At 51.4% G+C, this 18353-nt stretch carries 14 protein-coding genes; 10 read left to right on the forward strand and 4 right to left on the reverse strand.

Translation table 11 applies throughout. The features are described from left to right. Positions 1-4 precede the first annotated feature (4 nt). From ftsE to rpoH, 3 genes are all read left to right on the forward strand, one after another. The gene (gene ftsE / locus DUT67_RS00495) at positions 5-676 is read left to right on the forward strand and encodes a cell division ATP-binding protein FtsE (RefSeq protein ID WP_012772843.1); all 672 of its coding nucleotides are present in this window, start codon (positions 5-7) and stop codon (positions 674-676) included. Continuing rightward, complete coding sequence (gene ftsX, locus DUT67_RS00500) at positions 666-1634, forward strand: permease-like cell division protein FtsX (protein ID WP_113627077.1); 969 nt, start codon at positions 666-668, stop codon at positions 1632-1634. The genes ftsE and ftsX overlap by 11 nt, the downstream gene beginning before the upstream one ends. 332 nt (positions 1635-1966) lie before the next feature. Then, positions 1967-2824: an RNA polymerase sigma factor RpoH gene (gene rpoH / locus DUT67_RS00505; RefSeq protein ID WP_113627076.1), complete on the forward strand. Its 858-nt coding sequence runs from the start codon at positions 1967-1969 to the stop codon at positions 2822-2824. An 89-nt stretch (positions 2825-2913) separates the two neighbouring features. On the opposite strand, the gene panM is transcribed toward rpoH, so the two are convergent. Next, positions 2914-3360 carry an aspartate 1-decarboxylase autocleavage activator PanM gene (gene panM, locus DUT67_RS00510; protein WP_113627075.1) on the reverse strand — a complete coding sequence of 149 codons (447 nt, stop codon included), beginning with the start codon at positions 3358-3360 and terminating at the stop codon, positions 2914-2916. A 404-nt stretch (positions 3361-3764) separates the two neighbouring features. Between panM and DUT67_RS00515 the strand changes: the two genes are divergently transcribed. From DUT67_RS00515 to DUT67_RS00540, 6 genes are all read left to right on the forward strand, one after another. After that, positions 3765-4877 carry a branched-chain amino acid ABC transporter substrate-binding protein gene (locus tag DUT67_RS00515; RefSeq protein ID WP_113627074.1) on the forward strand — a complete coding sequence of 371 codons (1113 nt, stop codon included), beginning with the start codon at positions 3765-3767 and terminating at the stop codon, positions 4875-4877. Between the two features lie 156 nt (positions 4878-5033). Further along, positions 5034-5960: a high-affinity branched-chain amino acid ABC transporter permease LivH gene (gene livH, locus DUT67_RS00520; protein ID WP_011095804.1), complete on the forward strand. Its 927-nt coding sequence runs from the start codon at positions 5034-5036 to the stop codon at positions 5958-5960. Next, entirely contained in the window at positions 5957-7231 is a 1275-nt protein-coding gene (locus DUT67_RS00525; protein ID WP_048263164.1) for a high-affinity branched-chain amino acid ABC transporter permease LivM, read from the forward strand. Before livH ends, DUT67_RS00525 begins: the two co-directional genes overlap by 4 nt. After that, the gene (gene livG, locus DUT67_RS00530; protein WP_113627073.1) at positions 7228-7998 is read left to right on the forward strand and encodes a high-affinity branched-chain amino acid ABC transporter ATP-binding protein LivG; all 771 of its coding nucleotides are present in this window, start codon (positions 7228-7230) and stop codon (positions 7996-7998) included. Before DUT67_RS00525 ends, livG begins: the two co-directional genes overlap by 4 nt. A gap of 5 nt (positions 7999-8003) precedes the next feature. After that, positions 8004-8705: a high-affinity branched-chain amino acid ABC transporter ATP-binding protein LivF gene (livF, locus tag DUT67_RS00535; RefSeq protein WP_107168658.1), complete on the forward strand. Its 702-nt coding sequence runs from the start codon at positions 8004-8006 to the stop codon at positions 8703-8705. A gap of 29 nt (positions 8706-8734) precedes the next feature. Then, positions 8735-9925, forward strand: a complete 1191-nt coding sequence (locus tag DUT67_RS00540; protein ID WP_048263157.1) for a PLP-dependent aminotransferase family protein — start codon at positions 8735-8737, stop codon at positions 9923-9925. A 421-nt stretch (positions 9926-10346) separates the two neighbouring features. Here the strand turns inward: DUT67_RS00540 and DUT67_RS00545 are convergent, their stop codons facing one another. Next, the gene (locus DUT67_RS00545) at positions 10347-11993 is read right to left on the reverse strand and encodes a methyl-accepting chemotaxis protein (protein WP_113627072.1); all 1647 of its coding nucleotides are present in this window, start codon (positions 11991-11993) and stop codon (positions 10347-10349) included. Positions 11994-12617: 624 nt separating this feature from the next. Between DUT67_RS00545 and DUT67_RS00550 the strand changes: the two genes are divergently transcribed. Then, on the forward strand, positions 12618-13946 hold the full coding sequence (locus DUT67_RS00550; RefSeq protein ID WP_113628163.1) for an IS4 family transposase: 1329 nt from the start codon (positions 12618-12620) through the stop codon (positions 13944-13946). A 77-nt stretch (positions 13947-14023) separates the two neighbouring features. On the opposite strand, the gene DUT67_RS00555 is transcribed toward DUT67_RS00550, so the two are convergent. Both DUT67_RS00555 and DUT67_RS00560 read right to left on the reverse strand, forming a co-directional pair. Beyond that, complete coding sequence (locus DUT67_RS00555; protein ID WP_113632536.1) at positions 14024-15694, reverse strand: methyl-accepting chemotaxis protein; 1671 nt, start codon at positions 15692-15694, stop codon at positions 14024-14026. A 716-nt stretch (positions 15695-16410) separates the two neighbouring features. Continuing rightward, on the reverse strand, positions 16411-18081 hold the full coding sequence (locus tag DUT67_RS00560) for a methyl-accepting chemotaxis protein (RefSeq protein ID WP_113632535.1): 1671 nt from the start codon (positions 18079-18081) through the stop codon (positions 16411-16413). Positions 18082-18353: the final 272 nt, after the last annotated feature.

The raw sequence follows: 18353 nt of genomic DNA on the forward strand, positions 1-18353 counted from the left end.
ACGGATGATTCGTTTTGAACAGGTCAGTAAAGCTTACCTCGGTGGGCGTCAGGCATTACAAGGGGTAGATTTCCATCTGCGCCCAGCGGAAATGGCGTTCCTGACTGGCCATTCCGGCGCAGGGAAAAGTACCCTGCTGAAACTGATTTGTGGCATTGAACGTCCGAGTGCGGGTCAGATTTTGTTTGGCGGCCATAATATCAGCCGCCTGAAAAAACGCGAAGTCCCGTTCCTGCGGCGTCAAATCGGTATGATCTTTCAGGATCACCACCTGCTGATGGAGCGTACGGTCTACGACAACGTCGCGATGCCGCTCATTATTGCGGGCGCTAGCAGTGAGGATATTCGTCGTCGGGTATCCGCAGCGCTCGATAAAGTTGGCCTGCTGGATAAAGCGAAGAATTATCCTATCCAACTGTCCGGCGGTGAACAACAGCGTGTAGGCATTGCGCGCGCTGTGGTTAACAAACCCGCCGTGTTGCTGGCGGACGAACCGACCGGCAATCTGGACGAGGCGCTGTCAGAAGGCATTTTGCGCCTGTTTGAAGAGTTCAATCGCGTTGGCGTCACGGTCCTGATGGCGACGCATGATACCGGGCTGATCGCCCGCCGTAATTACCGTGTGCTGACGCTGTCGGATGGCCGCATGGTGGGGGGAAACCACGATGGCGAATAACGTCCGTAATGCGAAAAAGCCTGTCGCAAAAGCGAAAGCACTGCGCGGTGGCTGGCAGGAACAGTGGCGCTATGCCTGGACCAACACGCTGGCTGATATGCTGCGCCAGCCGCTGGCGACTTTCCTGACCGTGATGGTCATCGCCATCTCGTTGGCGCTACCTAGCATCTGCTATCTGGTATGGAAAAACGTGAGTCAGGCTGCCACACAGTGGTATCCATCGCCTCAGCTAACGGTGTATCTGGATAAATCGCTGGATGACAACGCGGCGCAGGCGGTTATCACGCAGCTTCAATCTGAAGATGGCGTCGATAAAGTCAATTATCTGTCGCGCGATGAAGCGATGGGCGAGTTCCGCAACTGGTCTGGTTTTGGCGGCGCGCTGGATATGCTGGAAGAAAACCCGTTACCCGCAGTCGCGATCATTACGCCAAAAATGAGTTTTCAGGATTCCACCACGCTGACAACGTTGCGCGACCGCGTGGCATCGACGCAGGGCGTGGCTGAAGTACGGATGGACGACAGTTGGTTTGCTCGGCTGGTGGCGCTGACCAACCTCGTCGGGCAAATTTCCGCGATGATTGGCGTCCTGATGGTTGTTGCCGTTTTCTTGGTGATCGGCAACAGCGTGCGTTTGAGTATTTTCAGCCGTCGTGAAACGATCAACGTCATGAAGCTGATTGGTGCAACGGACGGCTTTATTCTGCGCCCGTTCCTGAATGGCGGTGCGGCAATGGGCGTGGGCGGTGCGGTGCTGTCGCTGATTCTATCGCAGGCGCTGGTCTGGAAGCTGGATGCCGTGGTGGCGCAGGTTGCCGCTGTTTTCGGTACGACGTTTGCCGTTAAAGGGTTGAGCTGGGATGAGTCCCTGCTGCTGTTGCTAATCGCTGGCATGATTGGTTGGCTGGCCGCCTGGCTGGCAACCGTGCAACATTTACGCCGTTTTACACCACAGTAAGCGTTTTCTGGTATAATTATCCCCTGTAATTCAGACCGTATTGCAGGGGAAACCTCCTCAGCGACATCTCTTCTTTGTACTTTCCGCTGCGTTTTCCCCTTGATTTTTCGCGTATTAACGTCTTGTTCGTCTCCTGCTTGATCTCTGGCATGAGTTGAATAAAATGATAGGAACTTGCGAGCGAAATCACAGTCTGAATAGACGGATTTTAAGGTATTCGATAAATACGCTTTAAGGTGCCGCATTTTGCCATTTTCGCGCAAAACGATGCGGCGAAGCAGTGCTAAGATAGCCGACTGCAATATGACGAGTAGAGCAACTGAGAGGGTTGAATGACCAAAGATATGCAAACTTTCACCTTAGTTCCCCAGGGCAGTCTGGAAGGGTATATTCGTGCCGCCAATGCCTATCCGATGCTGACGGCGGAGGAAGAGCGGGCGCTGGCTGAACGACTGCATTATCAGGGCGATCTGGAGGCTGCTAAGCACCTGATTCTGTCACACCTGCGTTTTGTTATTCACGTTGCCCGTAACTATTCCGGCTACGGCCTGCCGCAGGCGGACCTGATTCAGGAAGGGAACATCGGCCTGATGAAAGCGGTACGTCGCTTCAATCCTGAAGTTGGCGTGCGTCTGGTTTCTTTTGCCGTGCATTGGATCAAAGCAGAAATTCATGAATACGTGCTGCGTAACTGGCGTATCGTGAAAGTGGCGACCACCAAAGCACAGCGTAAACTGTTCTTTAACCTGCGGAAGACGAAAACGCGTCTCGGCTGGTTTAATCAGGATGAAGTCGAACTGGTAGCGCGTGAACTTGGTGTGACCAGCAAAGACGTGCGCGAGATGGAATCCCGCATGGCGGCGCAGGACATGACGTTTGATCCGACGCCAGAAGAGGATTCGCACGACGGCAAAGCGATGTCGCCAATGCTTTACCTACAGGATAAATCGTCTGACTTTGCCGATGGCATTGAAGAAGATAACTGGGATGCGCATGCGGCCGATAAGCTTACCTACGCGCTGGAAGGGCTGGATGAACGTAGCCAGCACATTATTCGCGCCCGCTGGTTGGATGATGACAATAAATCTACCTTGCAGGAGCTGGCCGACCAATACGGTGTTTCTGCAGAGCGTGTGCGTCAGTTAGAAAAGAATGCGATGAAAAAACTGCGAGCAGCGATAGAAGCCTAATCGCGCTCATCGCCTCTTTCTGTAGCGACCGGGTAATGCCCGGTCGTTTTGTTTTTGTACGATGTGAATGTCAGGCCGTGGAGATGTGTTTATGGTTTCTCTGGGTTGAGTTCGTCAAAAACTATCGGCGTTTCTTTTCTGCGAATATAGCGCCAGCCGCCTGATACGGGTGAGAAACCGCAAGACACCATAAAACGCGCCAGCACTTCTTCTTTGATGGCGGCATGATTAGCCGTGGCCAGCCACCACTCGTTCACTTCAGGAAGCTGACGGCGTGCCTCATCAACCAAAAATTGTCCTACGCCCCGCCGACGCGTAACTTCACGTACCATCATATCGCTCAGCTCTGCATAGTCCCCCGCAATTTCAACCAGCACTCCTCCGAGTAACCGATCGTTAAACCGCGCGGCAAAAAGTTGTCGAGTCGGTTTAAGTCCCGCTTCTAATAAATCAATGTTTTGATGCGGCCAGATTTTCGCCAGGTCAATTTTATCCTGGGGGCTGAATTGGGTTAGGCATTCAATGGTTAGTTTCATTTTTATCGGCACTCCATCATGTGAGTGAAGAATAATGTAGTTGTATTGTAGTGGAACGGTTGTGTAATTTGAGCGTTATGGTTAATAGGGCAAATGTTTTTCTCATTCTTTGTTTTTCGAGTAATCCATCAACAATTAATGCATAAACTAGAATATCTGACTATATATAAATTGAATGCTGGTTTTTGCATCTGGTGTTTTGTGCTGTTTGCTCCGCTTGTTTCTGACAGTGTGAGTTGATTTGCAGCATAAAATTCCTGTTTAATAATATGAAAAATAAAGCCTTCTTAAAAAACATTACTAATAATAACCTAAGCCTTTCTTACTTATAAGAAAATAGCAGGTTATGGCAGAAGGCGGTCAGGTTTTCGGCAATATCCATAATGACAGATGGGGTAAAAAGAATGAAATTCAGTAAAGGTAAAGTATTGCTGATGGGTTGTATGGCTGCGGCGTTTAGCCACGCAGTCAGCGCTGCTGATATTAAGGTTGCGGTTGTTGGCGCAATGTCTGGCCCAGTTGCGCAATATGGCGACATGGAGTTCATTGGTGCGCGTCAGGCTATTGCCGATATCAACGCTAAAGGCGGCGTAAACGGCAACAAACTGGTTGGCGTTGAATATGATGACGCGTGCGATCCTAAGCAGGCGGTTGCCGTAGCGAACAAAGTCATCAATGACGGTATCCGTTATGTGATTGGTCATCTGTGTTCCTCCTCCACGCAGCCTGCGTCTGATATTTATGAAGAAGAAGGCGTGATCATGATTACGCCTGCGGCAACCAACGCCGACTTGACCACGCGCGGCTACAAAATGGTGCTGCGCACGACGGGGCTGGATTCCGATCAGGGGCCGACCTCAGCAAAATACATTGTAGAAACCATCAAACCTCAGCGTATCGCCGTGGTTCATGACAAGCAGCAATATGGTGAAGGCCTGGCCCGCTCTGTTCAGGATAGCCTGAAAAAAGCCGGTGCGAATGTTGTGCTGTTTGAAGGTGTGACGGCGGGTGATAAAGATTTCTCTACGCTGGTTGCGCGTCTGAAGAAAGAGAACGTCGATTTTGTTTATTTCGGCGGCTACTACCCAGAAATGGGACAGATTCTGCGTCAGGCTCGTCAGGCTGGTATGACAACCAAATTCATGGGCCCGGAAGGCGTGGGTAACTCTTCGCTGTCTAACATCGCAGGCGATGCATCTGAAGGCATGCTGGTGACGCTGCCGAAGCGTTACGATCAGGTTCCTGCTAACCAACCGATTGTAGATGCGCTGAAAGCCAAGAAACTGGACCCAACCGGTCCGTTCGTCTGGACGACCTACGCTGCGCTGCAATCACTGACCACCGCGATGACACGTACCGGTAGCGATGAGCCGGAAAAACTGGTCGCGGATCTGAAAGCGAACTCCGTGGATACCGTAATGGGACCATTAAGCTGGGATGCAAAAGGTGACCTGAAAGGGTTTGAATTTGGCGTATTTGAGTGGCACAAAGACGGTACTTCCAGCGCAGTGAAATAATCATCATGCAGGGGAGGCAGAAGCGGGTGAATATACCGCTGTCTGCCTCTTCGGCGTGGAGAACATTCTCCGCTTTCTGAGTGTGTACCACTACTATCCCTCAATACCGAAGCCCCCGTTGCCGCAAGGCGCGGGGGCGGCATTTAAGGTTAAGGTATGTCCGAGCAGTTCCTCTACTTTCTTCAGCAGATGTTCAACGGCCTGACGTTGGGCAGCACCTATGCGCTGATCGCCATTGGCTACACCATGGTTTACGGCATTATCGGCATGATTAACTTCGCGCACGGCGAGGTTTATATGATCGGTAGCTATGTCTCCTTTATTGTTATTGCGGCCCTGATGATGATGGGCATCGATGCTGGCTGGCTCCTGATTAGCGTCGCCTTCGTTGCCGCTGTGGTGATTTCCAGCGCCTATGGCTGGAGTATCGAACGGGTGGCCTATCGCCCCGTGCGAACGTCAAAGCGTCTGATTGCACTGATTTCTGCCATCGGGATGTCGATTTTCCTGCAAAACTACGTCAGCCTGAATCAGGGCTCGCGTGATGTTGCGCTGCCGAGTCTGGTGACCGGCCAGTGGGTGCTGGGTGAAAGCAATGGCTTTGCCGCCACCATCAGCACCATGCAGCTGACTATCTGGATTGTTACGTTCCTTGCCATGCTGGCGCTGACGCTATTTATTCGCTATTCCCGCATGGGACGCGCCTGCCGTGCCTGTGCTGAAGACCTGAAAATGGCGAGCCTGCTGGGTATCAGCACCGATCGCGTCATCTCACTGACCTTCGTCATTGGCGCCCTCATGGCTGCCGTTGCAGGCGTGCTGCTGGGGCAATTTTACGGTGTCATCAATCCCTATATCGGCTTCATGGCTGGGATGAAAGCCTTTACGGCTGCGGTGCTGGGCGGGATTGGCAGCATTCCTGGCGCGATGATCGGCGGGCTGGTTTTGGGTGTAGCCGAAGCGCTGACGTCTGCTTACCTGAGCACGGAATACAAAGATGCGGTGTCATTTGCGCTGCTGATTGTAGTGCTGCTGGTGATGCCAACCGGCATTCTGGGTCGCCCGGAGGTTGAGAAGGTATGAAACAGCTCAACCTGCTTAATGCGTTTGTTTCCGCGTTCATGCTGCTAGTGCTGGCCTCGTTTTTAATGGGCATGCAACTGTCGCTGGATGGCACCAAACTGGTAGTGCATGGTGCCGGTGAAGTTCGCTGGTATTGGATTGGTGCGGGCTGCATCGTGGTGTTCTTCTTCCAGTTGATTCGCCCGTTCTTTCAGCAAAGCATCAAGAAGTTTTCCGCTCCGTCACTGGTGTTGCCAAGTTTTGATGGCAGTACGCCACGCCAGAAGATACTCGCTGCGGCGTTGATTATCGCCGCTATCGCCTGGCCGTTTCTGGTCTCGCGCGGAACGGTAGATATCGCTACCCTCACGCTGATTTACGTGATGTTGGGTCTGGGCTTGAACGTCGTAGTGGGTCTATCTGGTCTGCTGGTTTTGGGCTACGGCGGGTTTTACGCCATCGGCGCGTATACCTATGCGTTGCTAAACCACTATTACGGATTGGGCTTCTGGGAAAGTTTGCCGCTGGCGGGCATGGTGGCGGCGCTGTCCGGCTTCCTGCTGGGGTTCCCAGTGCTGCGTTTACGCGGTGATTATCTAGCGATTGTGACGCTCGGGTTCGGCGAAATTGTCCGTATCTTATTGCTGAATAATACCGAAATTACCGGTGGTCCGAACGGCATTAGCCAGATCCCTAAACCGACCTTCTTTGGCCTGGAGTTTGGCCGCAACGCACGCGATGGCGGTTGGGATACGTTCCATAATTTCTTCGGTCTGCAATACGACCCCAGTGACCGCATTATCTTCCTGTATCTGGTCGCGCTGCTGTTGGTCGTGTTGACTCTGTTTGTGATTAACCGCCTGCTGCGGATGCCGCTGGGACGTGCCTGGGAAGCGCTGCGTGATGACGAAATCGCCTGTCGTTCTCTGGGGCTGAGCCCAACGCGTATCAAGCTGACTGCCTTTACTATCAGCGCCGCGTTTGCTGGGTTTGCGGGTACGCTGTTTGCCGCGCGTCAAGGGTTTGTCAGCCCGGAATCATTCACATTTGCTGAGTCGGCCTTTGTGCTGGCTATTGTTGTGCTGGGCGGAATGGGTTCGCAGTTTGCGGTCATTCTCGCTGCGATTCTGTTGGTCGTGTCTCGTGAGCTGATGCGCGATCTGAATGAATACAGCATGCTGTTGCTGGGTGCATTGATGGTGCTCATGATGATTTGGCGTCCGCAAGGCCTGCTGCCGATGAAGCGTCCTGAGATGAAGTTGAAAGTCGCGAAGAAGGAAGAGCAAGCATGAGCACGCAGCCATTATTATCAGTCAGAGGTCTGATGATGCGTTTTGGCGGCCTGCTGGCGGTCAACAATGTTGAAATGGACATTCATGCTGGCGAAATCGTCTCGCTGATCGGCCCGAACGGGGCGGGGAAAACCACGGTCTTTAACTGCCTGACCGGTTTTTATCGCCCAAGTGGCGGCACCATCATGCTGCGCGATCGCCATCTGGAAGGGTTACCCGGACAGGCTATTGCCCGCATGGGCGTGGTGCGCACGTTCCAGCATGTTCGCCTCTTCCGTGAAATGACGGTGATCGAGAACCTGTTGGTCGCGCAGCACCAGCACCTGAAAAGCGGCGTGTTTGCCGGGCTGTTGAAAACGCCAAGCTTTCGTCGTGCGGAAGCCGATGCGCAAGAGCGCGCGGCCGTGTGGCTGGAGCGTATCGGCCTATTGGATTTAGCGAACCGTCAGGCGGGGAATCTGGCTTACGGTCAGCAGCGCCGTCTGGAAATTGCCCGCTGTATGGTGACGCGACCTGAGCTATTGATGCTTGATGAGCCTGCAGCTGGTTTGAACCCGAAAGAAACTGACGAGTTAAATCAGCTGATTGCGGAACTGCGCGATAGCCATCAGGTGTCCGTTTTGTTGATTGAACATGATATGAAGCTGGTCATGGGGATTTCCGACCGGATTTATGTCGTCAATCAGGGAACGCCGCTGGCACAAGGCACTCCCGCTGAAATTCGTAACAACCCGGATGTCATCCGTGCATATCTGGGTGAAGGATAACGTTTATGCTGTCATTACATCAGGTTTCTGCCCACTACGGAAAAATTCAGGCGCTGCATCAGGTTAGCCTGCATATTAATCAGGGCGAGATTGTCACGTTGATCGGTGCTAACGGTGCCGGTAAAACGACGCTGCTGGGCACGCTGTGCGGCGATCCGCGCGCGACGGAAGGCACTATTACGTTTGACGGTAAGGACATCACACACTGGCAGACGGCGCAGATTATGCGCGAAGCGATCGCGATTGTGCCGGAAGGCCGTCGTGTCTTTTCCCGTATGACGGTAGAAGAAAATCTGGCGATGGGTGGATTCTTTGCCGAGCGCGATCAGTATCAGGAGCGCATTGCGCGCGTCTACGATCTGTTCCCGCGTCTGTATGAACGACGCGCCCAGCGTTCCGGCACCATGTCCGGCGGTGAGCAGCAAATGCTGGCGATTGGCCGTGCGCTGATGAGCCAGCCGCGTTTGCTGCTGCTGGACGAGCCGTCGCTGGGGCTGGCACCGATTATCATTCTGCAAATTTTTGATACGATCCAACAATTGCGCGAAGAGGGTATGACCATCTTCCTGGTAGAGCAAAATGCCAATCAGGCGCTGAAACTGGCTGACCGGGGTTATGTACTTGAAAATGGTCATATCGTGTTGGAAGATACCGGTGCGGCATTGTTAGCTAATGAAGCGGTACGTTCGGCCTATCTGGGCGGATAATTGAAGTTTTGTTGAAAGGTTAAGAATACATGGCCATTGAAGGGTTGTTAGCGCACCGCATCGCTCAGTTAAAAAGTTCCGCCATCCGTGAACTGCTGAAACACAGCAAGATGGAAAATATTATCTCGCTGGCTGGTGGGATTCCGTCAGATGCATTGTTTGATTTCGAAGGCTTAAGTCAGGCCACGCAGTTAGCGATTACCGAACAGCCAAAAACGGCATTCCAGTATGGCTTAACCGAAGGCAGTAGCGTGTTGCGTGATCGCATTGCTGAGCTGTGTGCTGTGCGTGGCGTAAAAACACGCGGCGACGACATTGTCGTGACGGCAGGTTCGCAGCAGGCGCTGGACTTGATTATGCGCTCGATGATCGATCCCGGTGATGTGTTCGTCGTTGAACGCCCGACTTATCTGGCGGCGCTGCAAACGCTGGAACTGGCGCAGGCGAATGTGATGTCTGTATCTTCCGATGCCAACGGCATGGTGGTTGATGAGCTGGAAGAGCTGCTGAAGAAACAGCGCATCAAGGGCGTTTATATTGTCCCGAATTTCGGTAATCCGAGCGGTGTTACGCTGAGTTATGAACGTCGCCTGCAATTGGTTCAACTGGCGGAGCGCTACGGTTTTGTCATTATCGAAGACGATCCCTATGGTGAGTTGCGTTTCACCGATGAGCGTAACCCGACGCTGTTCCAACTGGCGCAGGATAAACTGGGCAGCACGGAATACGTGCTGTATACCTCCACGTTCTCGAAAGTGTTGGCTCCGGGTCTGCGTCTTGGTTGGGCGATTCTGCCGGATTGGCTGTTGCACAAGGTCGCGATTATCAAACAGGCCGCTGACCTGCACGCCAGCGCACTGTCGCAGACCGTCGCAGAATGCTATCTGGGGCTGGGACGTCTGGAGACGCAGATCGAAAAAATTCGCCACGCCTATAAGCATAAAGGTGAACTGCTGGCACAGCTGGTTGAGAAGGAACTGGGTGATGTGATCACCTTTAACCAGCCGAAAGGTGGGATGTTCCTGTGGGCGAAGTTCCGTCAGGACGATTTCAACACGACGGAATGGCTGAAAAAGACGCTGGAGCAGGGCGTGGTCTTTGTACCGGGCGAATTCTTCTTCCCAGACAACATCGACTACTCAACGCTGCGTCTGTCCTTTGCGACCGCAACGGATGAGCAAATGCATGAAGCAGTCGCTCGCCTGCGCCGTGCGCTGTAATCGCCGATAACAGGCAACCCGTTGATGTAAAAAGCCGCTGATATTTCAGCGGCTTTTTTGTATGTAGGCAACGGTTCTTGGTCATTGAGACGTTATATGGGAGCAAAGGTGTGCGATTTCGACCCCCTTTCTCATGGGCGTAAAATGAATTTGCGGCTACAGATTCGACCGCTTCCATTTTTTAAAAGGAGCTCTCAATGGGAATACATTTAATTCATGCAGTTTTATGTGCTTTAAATAACTCAGAGGTACACATCGCGTACACATCGTGGTTCTATGCCCCTGATTTGTTATCAATAGTCATGTTTTTTACCGCGGCACTGATGGCGACGATTCAATTGATGCCGTTGGGTAAAAAAGTTTAGCCAAAAGCCGCCCTGGAGGGCGGCTTTTTACCAGTTGTACCGAAAAGTGACGTGGGTTAAAAGGTTTCCCAGTTTGTACTACTCGAATTACCAGCTAACGCCAATTTCGGTCTGGACAGCGTAGCCACTGGTGGTGCGGTTCGCTGTGGCTGGATACCGTCGATTTTGAACACGCCCATCAACTCAACCAGATTTCTGGCCTGTTGGCTCAGGCTGTCTGCGGCAGAGGCGGATTCTTCAACCAGTGCGGCATTTTGTTGGGTTACCTGATCGAGCTGATTCACCGCATCATTGACCTGAGAAACGCCCTGTTCCTGCTCATGCGTGGTCAGGCCGATCTCATTGATAAGGTTGGCGACACGCTGCGACTGATCCACGACTTCTGCTATGGTCACCCCTGCTTCGTTAACCAACAGACCACCCGTTTCCACTTTTCCTACGCTGATGCCAATCAGGTCTTTGATTTCACGCGCAGCAGAAGCGGAACGTTGAGCCAGTGAGCGAACTTCTCCGGCAACGACCGCGAACCCGCGTCCCTGTTCCCCTGCTCGTGCGGCTTCGACGGCGGCGTTGAGTGCCAGAATATTGGTCTGGAAAGCAATACCGTCTATTACGCCGATAATATCGCCGATTTTACGTGAACTCGCGGTGATCTCTTCCATGGTCCGCACAACGTTGCTGACGACATCGCCTCCTTTACGGGCTGCGGCACTGGCCGAGTTGGCGAGCTGTGCCGCGGTGCGCACGGTATCGGCGTTCTGCTTAACCGTGGTGTTCATCTCTTCCATAGAGGCAGCGGTTTCCTGAAGGTTGGCGGCCTGTTCTTCCGTGCGCTGACTGAGATCGGTGTTGCCCATTGCAATCTGGTTGGCTCCCGTGGCGATAGATTCGCTGCTTTGATGGACTTGTCCGACGATATTGCTCAGGCTTTGGCGCATTTCCTCCATTGCAGCGAGAACGCTGGTGGTGTCTCCATCGCGCCGTTCAATGGCGATGGCAAGATTCCCTTGTGCAACCTGACGGGTAATCTCCAGCGTATAAGCGGGTTCTCCACCCAGTTGGCGTTTGATTTTCCGGGTGATCCACCAGGCAACAACGCCTCCCAACAGGGCAGAACACAACGCGATGATCAACATTAGGGTGCCAGCGTGTAACGCATTATTCTCGGATTCATTGGCGAGCGTGACGGTCAGCTGTTTTTGCATTCCAACCATTTTATCCAGAATGTCGAATACGCTTGCTTGCGTGGCACGCACTTCCGTCAGCAGAAAATTGCGAAATGCGTCGTGTTCGTTAGACATAGCCAGGTCGATGGCTTTTTTCATGCTGTTGGTATAGGCAGGGCGAGCCTGATCCAGCGTGGCGAGCAACGTTTTAGCCTCGTCATCTACTGCATTTTTACGTATTTGTACGAGCAAATCGCTATTACGTGCGATGGTTTGCTCAATGCGATCTTTTTCCACCTTCATTTGTTGTTGGTCGGTCAGAAGTGCAATATTTCTGATGGAGCGTGCCGCTATGTTGACGTTGTCTTTAACTTCCTGCATGAGCAGAAGATTGGTAATACGCATCTGTGACAGAATCTGAATGTTTCCCCCAAGTTTTTCTAACTGAACGCGGCCCAATATGGCGACTAAGAATCCAATAACGATAATTAGCGTAAAGCCTGTTCCTAACATTTTTCCCAAACTCATATTCTTCATGATATTCCTTTTTTATTTATTGAAGTCTGACACGGCAGGTGTCGTTATTTTATGTTAGGGGTGATGTACAGACGCGATTTCCCCCACGAACTCCATTGCTTTCATCATTCCGCTTATCTCCCAGTGTTTCTCCGATACAGGAACGCTGGCGACGTTTATGCTCCAATCGCTGCCTTGGCGAAGGGAATGGTCGTCGCTTTCATACCTATCGGGAATACCTGTTGAGAATATTTACAGGCCAAGGGAATGACAAATGAAGTGTAGACAATAACGTAGTATATTGATGGCGGAATAAACGTAACAAAATCCCTTAATTTATTCATTGCCCGAGTGATTAATATTATTTTCTTATAGCAACTAAGATAGGCAATAAATATTAATCAATACAGGAATACCCAATAAGGATTAGATCCTTTTCTTATCATTTATTTTTTGTAATTTATTATTTTTAATTGTGACATTTATTAATTAATGTCGATTTTTTAACCTTGTTATTTATTCTTTCTACCCCGATACCATAAAAAAGCCGCTGAGGATTCAGTAATGCCGATCAGTTAAGGATCGGTTGAACGATCCAGTCATTGTGTAAAAATCCGGAAATGTCTTTCGTTTCCGGATTTTTTTATGCGTATTGCTCAGGCTCTTGATCTTGTCTCCTGCTACGACTCCACCCGTAATCCCCTGACGTCTTTGGGTGACTTTCTTGACCCGGAGCTCATCTCCCGTTGTCTTCAAGAGTCCGGGACTGTCACTCTGCGTAAACGCCGTCTCCCGCTGGAAATGATGGTCTGGTGCATTGTGGGTATGGCGCTGGAGCGCAAAGAGCCGCTTCATCAGATAGTTAACCGCCTTGATATTATGCTGCCGGGTGACCGCCCCTTCGTGGCAACCAGCGCAGTTATCCAGGCCCGGCAGAGACTGGGGAGCGAGGCTGTTCGCCGTGTGTTCACACAAACCGCGCAGTTGTGGCACGGTGCCACCACTCACCCTCACTGGTGCGGTCTGACCCTGCTGGCTGTGGATGGGGTTGTCTGGCGAACACCCGATACGCCGGAGAATGATGCGGCTTTCCCGCGTCAGACCTATGCCGGTCAACCCGGACTCTACCCTCAGGTAAAGATGGTCTGTCAGATGGAGCTGACCAGCCATCTGTTAACGGCAGCCGCCTTCGGCACAATGAAAGAAAGCGAGTGTACGCTGGCTGAACAACTGATAAGCCAGACCGGTGATAACACATTGACATTACTTGATAAAGGTTATTACTCATTGGGCCTGCTGAATGCCTGGAATCAGGCAGGGAGGCATCGACACTGGATGATACCGCTGAAAAAGGGGGCGCAGTACGAGGAGGTAAGAAAGCTGGGTAAAGGGGATTATCTGGTAAAGCTGAAAACCAGCCCTCAGGCACGAAAGAAGTGGTCGGGTCTGGAAAGGGAAATAACGGCGCGGCTGCTGACGTTTACCCGGAAAGAAAAGACGTATTATCTGCTGACGTCAATGACAGACGCCATGCGCTATCCGGGTAGAGAAATGGTCGAGCTTTACGGCCATCGGTGGGAAATAGAGTTGGGATACCGTGAAATAAAGCAGACGATGTTACTGAGCAGACTGACACTGAGGAGCAAAAAACCGGCGCTTGTGGAGCAGGAACTCTGGGGCGTGCTGCTGGCCTACAATCTGGTGAGGTATCAGATGATAAAGATGGCAAGTCAGTTGAAAGGATATTGGGCAAATCAACTGAGCTTCTCAGAGTCATGCGGGTTGGTCATGAGAATGTTGATGAGTTTACAGGGAGCTTCACCTGGCCGGATCCCGGAGCTGATGCGCGATCTGGAGAGTCTGGGTCAACTGGTAAAATTACCGATGCGGCGGGAAAGGGCCTTCCCCCGAGTGGTAAAAGAAAGGCCGCAAAAATACGGAAAAGCTTGTAAAAACAACCAGTCAGTTGCTTAACTGACTGGCATTACTGAGGATTCAGCGGCTTTTTTTACGGTAAGAGACCGAAGGATGCTATCGATCGGTCACGCTCGTTAAAAGGTTTCCCAGTTATCACTGCTTGTTCGACCTGATTTGCCTGCCAGAGCCAACCTTGGCGCTGCCGATTGATTTACTTGTGACGTCAGCCGTGGCGCTTTCGTCTGGATACCGTTGAGTTTGAAAACACCCATTAATTCCAGCAGCGTTCTGGCCTGTTGGCTCAGGCTATCGGCGGCGGAGGCGGATTCTTCAACCAGTGCGGCGTTCTGTTGGGTCACCTGATCGAGCTGATTCACAGCATCATTGACTTGAGCAACGCCCTGTTCTTGCTCGTGCGTGGTCAAACCGATCTCATTGAGCAGGTTAGCAACGTGCTGAGACTTCTCGACGATTTCTTTGATGGTGATACCCGCGTCGTTAACCTGCTTCTCACCCATTTCCACGTTGGCGACGCTCACGCTAATCAGGTCCTTGATTTCACGTGCGGCAGAGGCGGAGCGCTGTGCCAGAGAGCGTACTTCACCCGCGACCACGGCAAAGCCACGACCTTGTTCACCCGCTCTGGCCGCTTCAACGGCGGCGTTGAGCGCCAGAATGTTAGTCTGAAAGGCAATGCCGTCAATGACACCGATAATATCGCCGATCTTACGCGAACTGGCGGTGATATCTTCCATGGTACGCACAACGTTACTGACCGCATCGCCGCCTTTCTGCGCCGTGGTGCTGGCGGAATGGGCTAACTCCGTTGCGGTGCGCACGGTTGCCGCATTCTGCTTCACCGTGGTATTCATTTGTTCCATTGAGGCGGCGGTTTCCTGAAGATTCGCGGCCTGTTCTTCTGTACGTTGGCTCAGATCGGTGTTGCCCATCGCAATCTGTGTCGCGCCTGTGGCGATCGATTCGCTACTCTGATGCACCTGACCGACAAGGTTACTCAGGTTTTGACGCATATCTTCCATCGCCGCGAGTACGCTGGTGGTGTCTCCGTCGCGCAATTCAATCGTAACGGCCAGATTCCCTTGTGCAACTTGGCGTGTCACTTCCAGCGTGTAGGCGGGTTCTCCCCCGAGCTGACGTTTAATGGTTCGGGTGATCCACCATGAGATCATCGCTCCCAGCGCCACAGAAAGCAGGGCGATGATGACCATCAGCGAGCCCGCGTTAGTGGCGTTTTTTAAAGACTGGTCGGCGATTTCAACGGTGAGCTTCTCTTGCCAGTTGACCATATCATTCAGGGCCTTGAAAACAGCATCTTGCTTAGCCCGCACGTCTGTTAATAACAGGTTTTGAGCCTCGCTGTTCTTGTTCGCCATTGCCAGCGTGATGGCGTTTGCCATGCTGCTGCTATAGGCCGGGCGTACGCGCTGGAGTTCGGCGACCAATTCCTGAGCATGTTTCTCGGCGGTACTATCATGTATTTTCGAGAGTAACGCGTTATTGCGGGAGATCATCTCCTCGATACGCGTTTTTTCTTCCTGCACTAGCCGATCGTCTTCCTGCATCGTCAGGTTTCTGACGGCGATCGCGTTGGTGTTTATGTTGTCTTTAAACTCTTGCATCATCAGGAGGTTGGTAATACGGACTTGCGACAGCACCTGGATGTTTTCCCCGAGCTTGTCTAACTGGATACGACCAAATATCGCTACCAGAAAACCGATGGCGATGACCAGAGTAAAGCCAGTCCCTAGCATTTTACCCAGGCTGCTATTTTTGATGAGATTCATTGTGTCCCTAATTATACGTTGAGAACGAATATGGTGAGTACTGGCATGCTATTTATGTGAAATCGACGTTGCGAAAACGTATTTATTTTGCAAATACCGTAGCGTTACGATTTTAAGTATCTTAGGTAAATCCTTTCCTTCAATCATTGCCCATTTCCTTTAGGCTATAAACGTATTCCGCGTTTACTGGTATCCGTCATGCACTTCGCTAAGTGATGTCTGTATCTGGTGCGGAGGAGCATAGAGTAATAAGAGAGAAATGATGGCGCAGGAGTATAAAAGGCGGCAGTAAAAGCCGCAATATCTCTATGGTTTAAAGGGAAAATAAACTGATACCCTGCTGTAATGTTAAATTGACAGTCATGCTAATAAACGTTGCAGTTATGATTTTTTGCTTATTTATTCAACCATAAAGAGGGGGGGTGTTTTTCATTCGTTACTTTTTTTGAACAACATGATGACTTTACCATCATATATTTGATGGTTTTATAATCGTAGATTGCCATTTCTTTTGTTCTTTATTGATTTTATTCTACCTCGATTAATATAAAGCCAATTGCTAATTTTTATTTTTCATTAATTGTTTTTCCCTATTGAAAACAGTAGCCGGTTTCTTCAATACGTGGCGGAAAAGTGCTGATGTGAGATATTCCTGTTAGAAAGGAATAAAAAAACCGCTGATCGATCAGCGGTTTTGCATGTCTTTTTACACCTTGCTAGAAGGTTTCCCAGTTCTGGTTATCGCTTTTTGTTCTGCCTTTAGGGCTTGCGAGAGAGAGCTTCGTGCTGGCGGGTCTTTTCAGCTCAGGTGTATTACGCTGTGACTGCCCGCTTTCAATAATGAAGACTCTCATCAGCTCTACCAGGTGAGCGGCCTGATCGCTCAGACTATCGGCGGCGGACGTGGATTGCTCAACGAGTGCCGCGTTCTGCTGGGTGACCTGATCGAGCTGGTTAATCGCCTCATGAATCTGCGAAACGCCAGACTCTTGTTCCTGCGTGGTGACGCCAATTTCGTTGATCAGATCGGCAACGTTGCGCGCCTGACGCACCAACTCTTCGATTGTCGTTCCCGCGTTGCTGACTAGTACGGAACCCGCCTCGACTTTCTCAACGCTGTGGCCGATCAGCTCTTTAATCTCTTTGGCGGCGGTGGCGGAGCGCTGTGCCAGTGAGCGAACCTCGCCTGCTACCACGGCAAAACCACGCCCTTGCTCACCGGCTCGTGCAGCTTCTACCGCGGCGTTGAGCGCCAGAATGTTGGTCTGGAAAGCGATACCGTCGATGACGCTAATGATGTCGCCAATTTTTTGCGAGCTGTCAGTAATCTCTTGCATGGTGACAACGATATTGCTGACGGCCTCGCCGCCTTTAGCGGCAGTATTACTGGCGGCTTGTGCCAGTTGAGCGGCGTTACGTACGGTATCCGAGTTCTGACGTACGGTTTGGCTCATCTCTTCCATGGACGCTGCGGTTTGTTGCAGGTTGGCGGCCTGTTCTTCCGTACGCTGGCTGAGATCGGTGCTGCCTGCGGCGATCTGTCCTGCTCCGGTCGCGATAGATTCACTGCTTTCACGTACCTGATCAACAATACCACTCAGGCTTTTGCGCATGTGGTTCATGGCGGACAACAGGCTGCTCGTGTCGCCTGCTGCCAACTCAATCGGTATGGCGAGATTGCCCTGTGCGATCTCCTGCGTCACCTGCGTGGCATAGGCGGGTTCACCGCCCAATTGCTTCTTGATGTGACGAGTAATCAGCCAGGCGATACACACACCAATCAATGAGGCGATGCCAGCCAGTATCAGCAGTGAATTGCCATCATAGTAGGACTCTTCAATCGCATTGGTTGCGATTTGCGTGGTGTAGTCTTTCTGCAACTGAATCATCGTGTTCAGGTTGTTAAAAAGCTTGGTTTGTATCGGCTCAAGCTGGGTTTTGACTAACTCGATGGATTCGGCCTGTTTATTGTTGAGGGACAGGGCGACTGACTGACGGCCCACGGTGGCGAATTCAGTGCGATTTTGCTGAAGTTCGCCCAGAATATTACGAACCTCTTTTGCCTGTACATTTTCTTCCAGTTGAGTGACGAGCTTTGCGTTTCTGGCGCTGGTGGCTTCAATCAGCTTTTGATTGTCCTCCAATACCTTTCTTTCCGTTGTGATAAGCATACGCAAAGTGGCTTTGATCGTGACGTTCAGGTTGTCTTTCAATTCTTGTAGCACGATAAGATTGGCAAGATGGTGTTTGGCAAGGTTGTCAGTCGTATTACCAAGGCCAACCAAATGCGTTCTGCCGAAGATAGCCACTAATAGGCCAATAATAATAACAATGGCAAAACCCGAGCCGACCTGAGTACCCAGTTTCATTTTTTTTGTACGCTGCATGTTATCCCCATGACTTATTGACAATATTTATTGTTATTAAGCAGATTTTCTTTTGCGCTACGGAAGTAATGTGCTGGCGCAGTCTCCGATCCTTTTGATGAATAACTGACCAGTCCATACTGGAATATCGGCATTTTTTGGGAAAACATTGATTTTAATTCTTGCTGCTGCGGCATGGCGCACAATGATAAGAAAAAGCAGAAAGTGTTGTGTGTGGGGGCTAGCGGTGGATAGGTGTGAAAGTAAACAGGGGGATGCACGATCCCCCTGCC

Source organism: Pectobacterium peruviense (genome assembly GCF_003312355.2).
Classification (GTDB): Bacteria; Pseudomonadota; Gammaproteobacteria; order Enterobacterales; family Enterobacteriaceae; genus Pectobacterium; species Pectobacterium peruviense.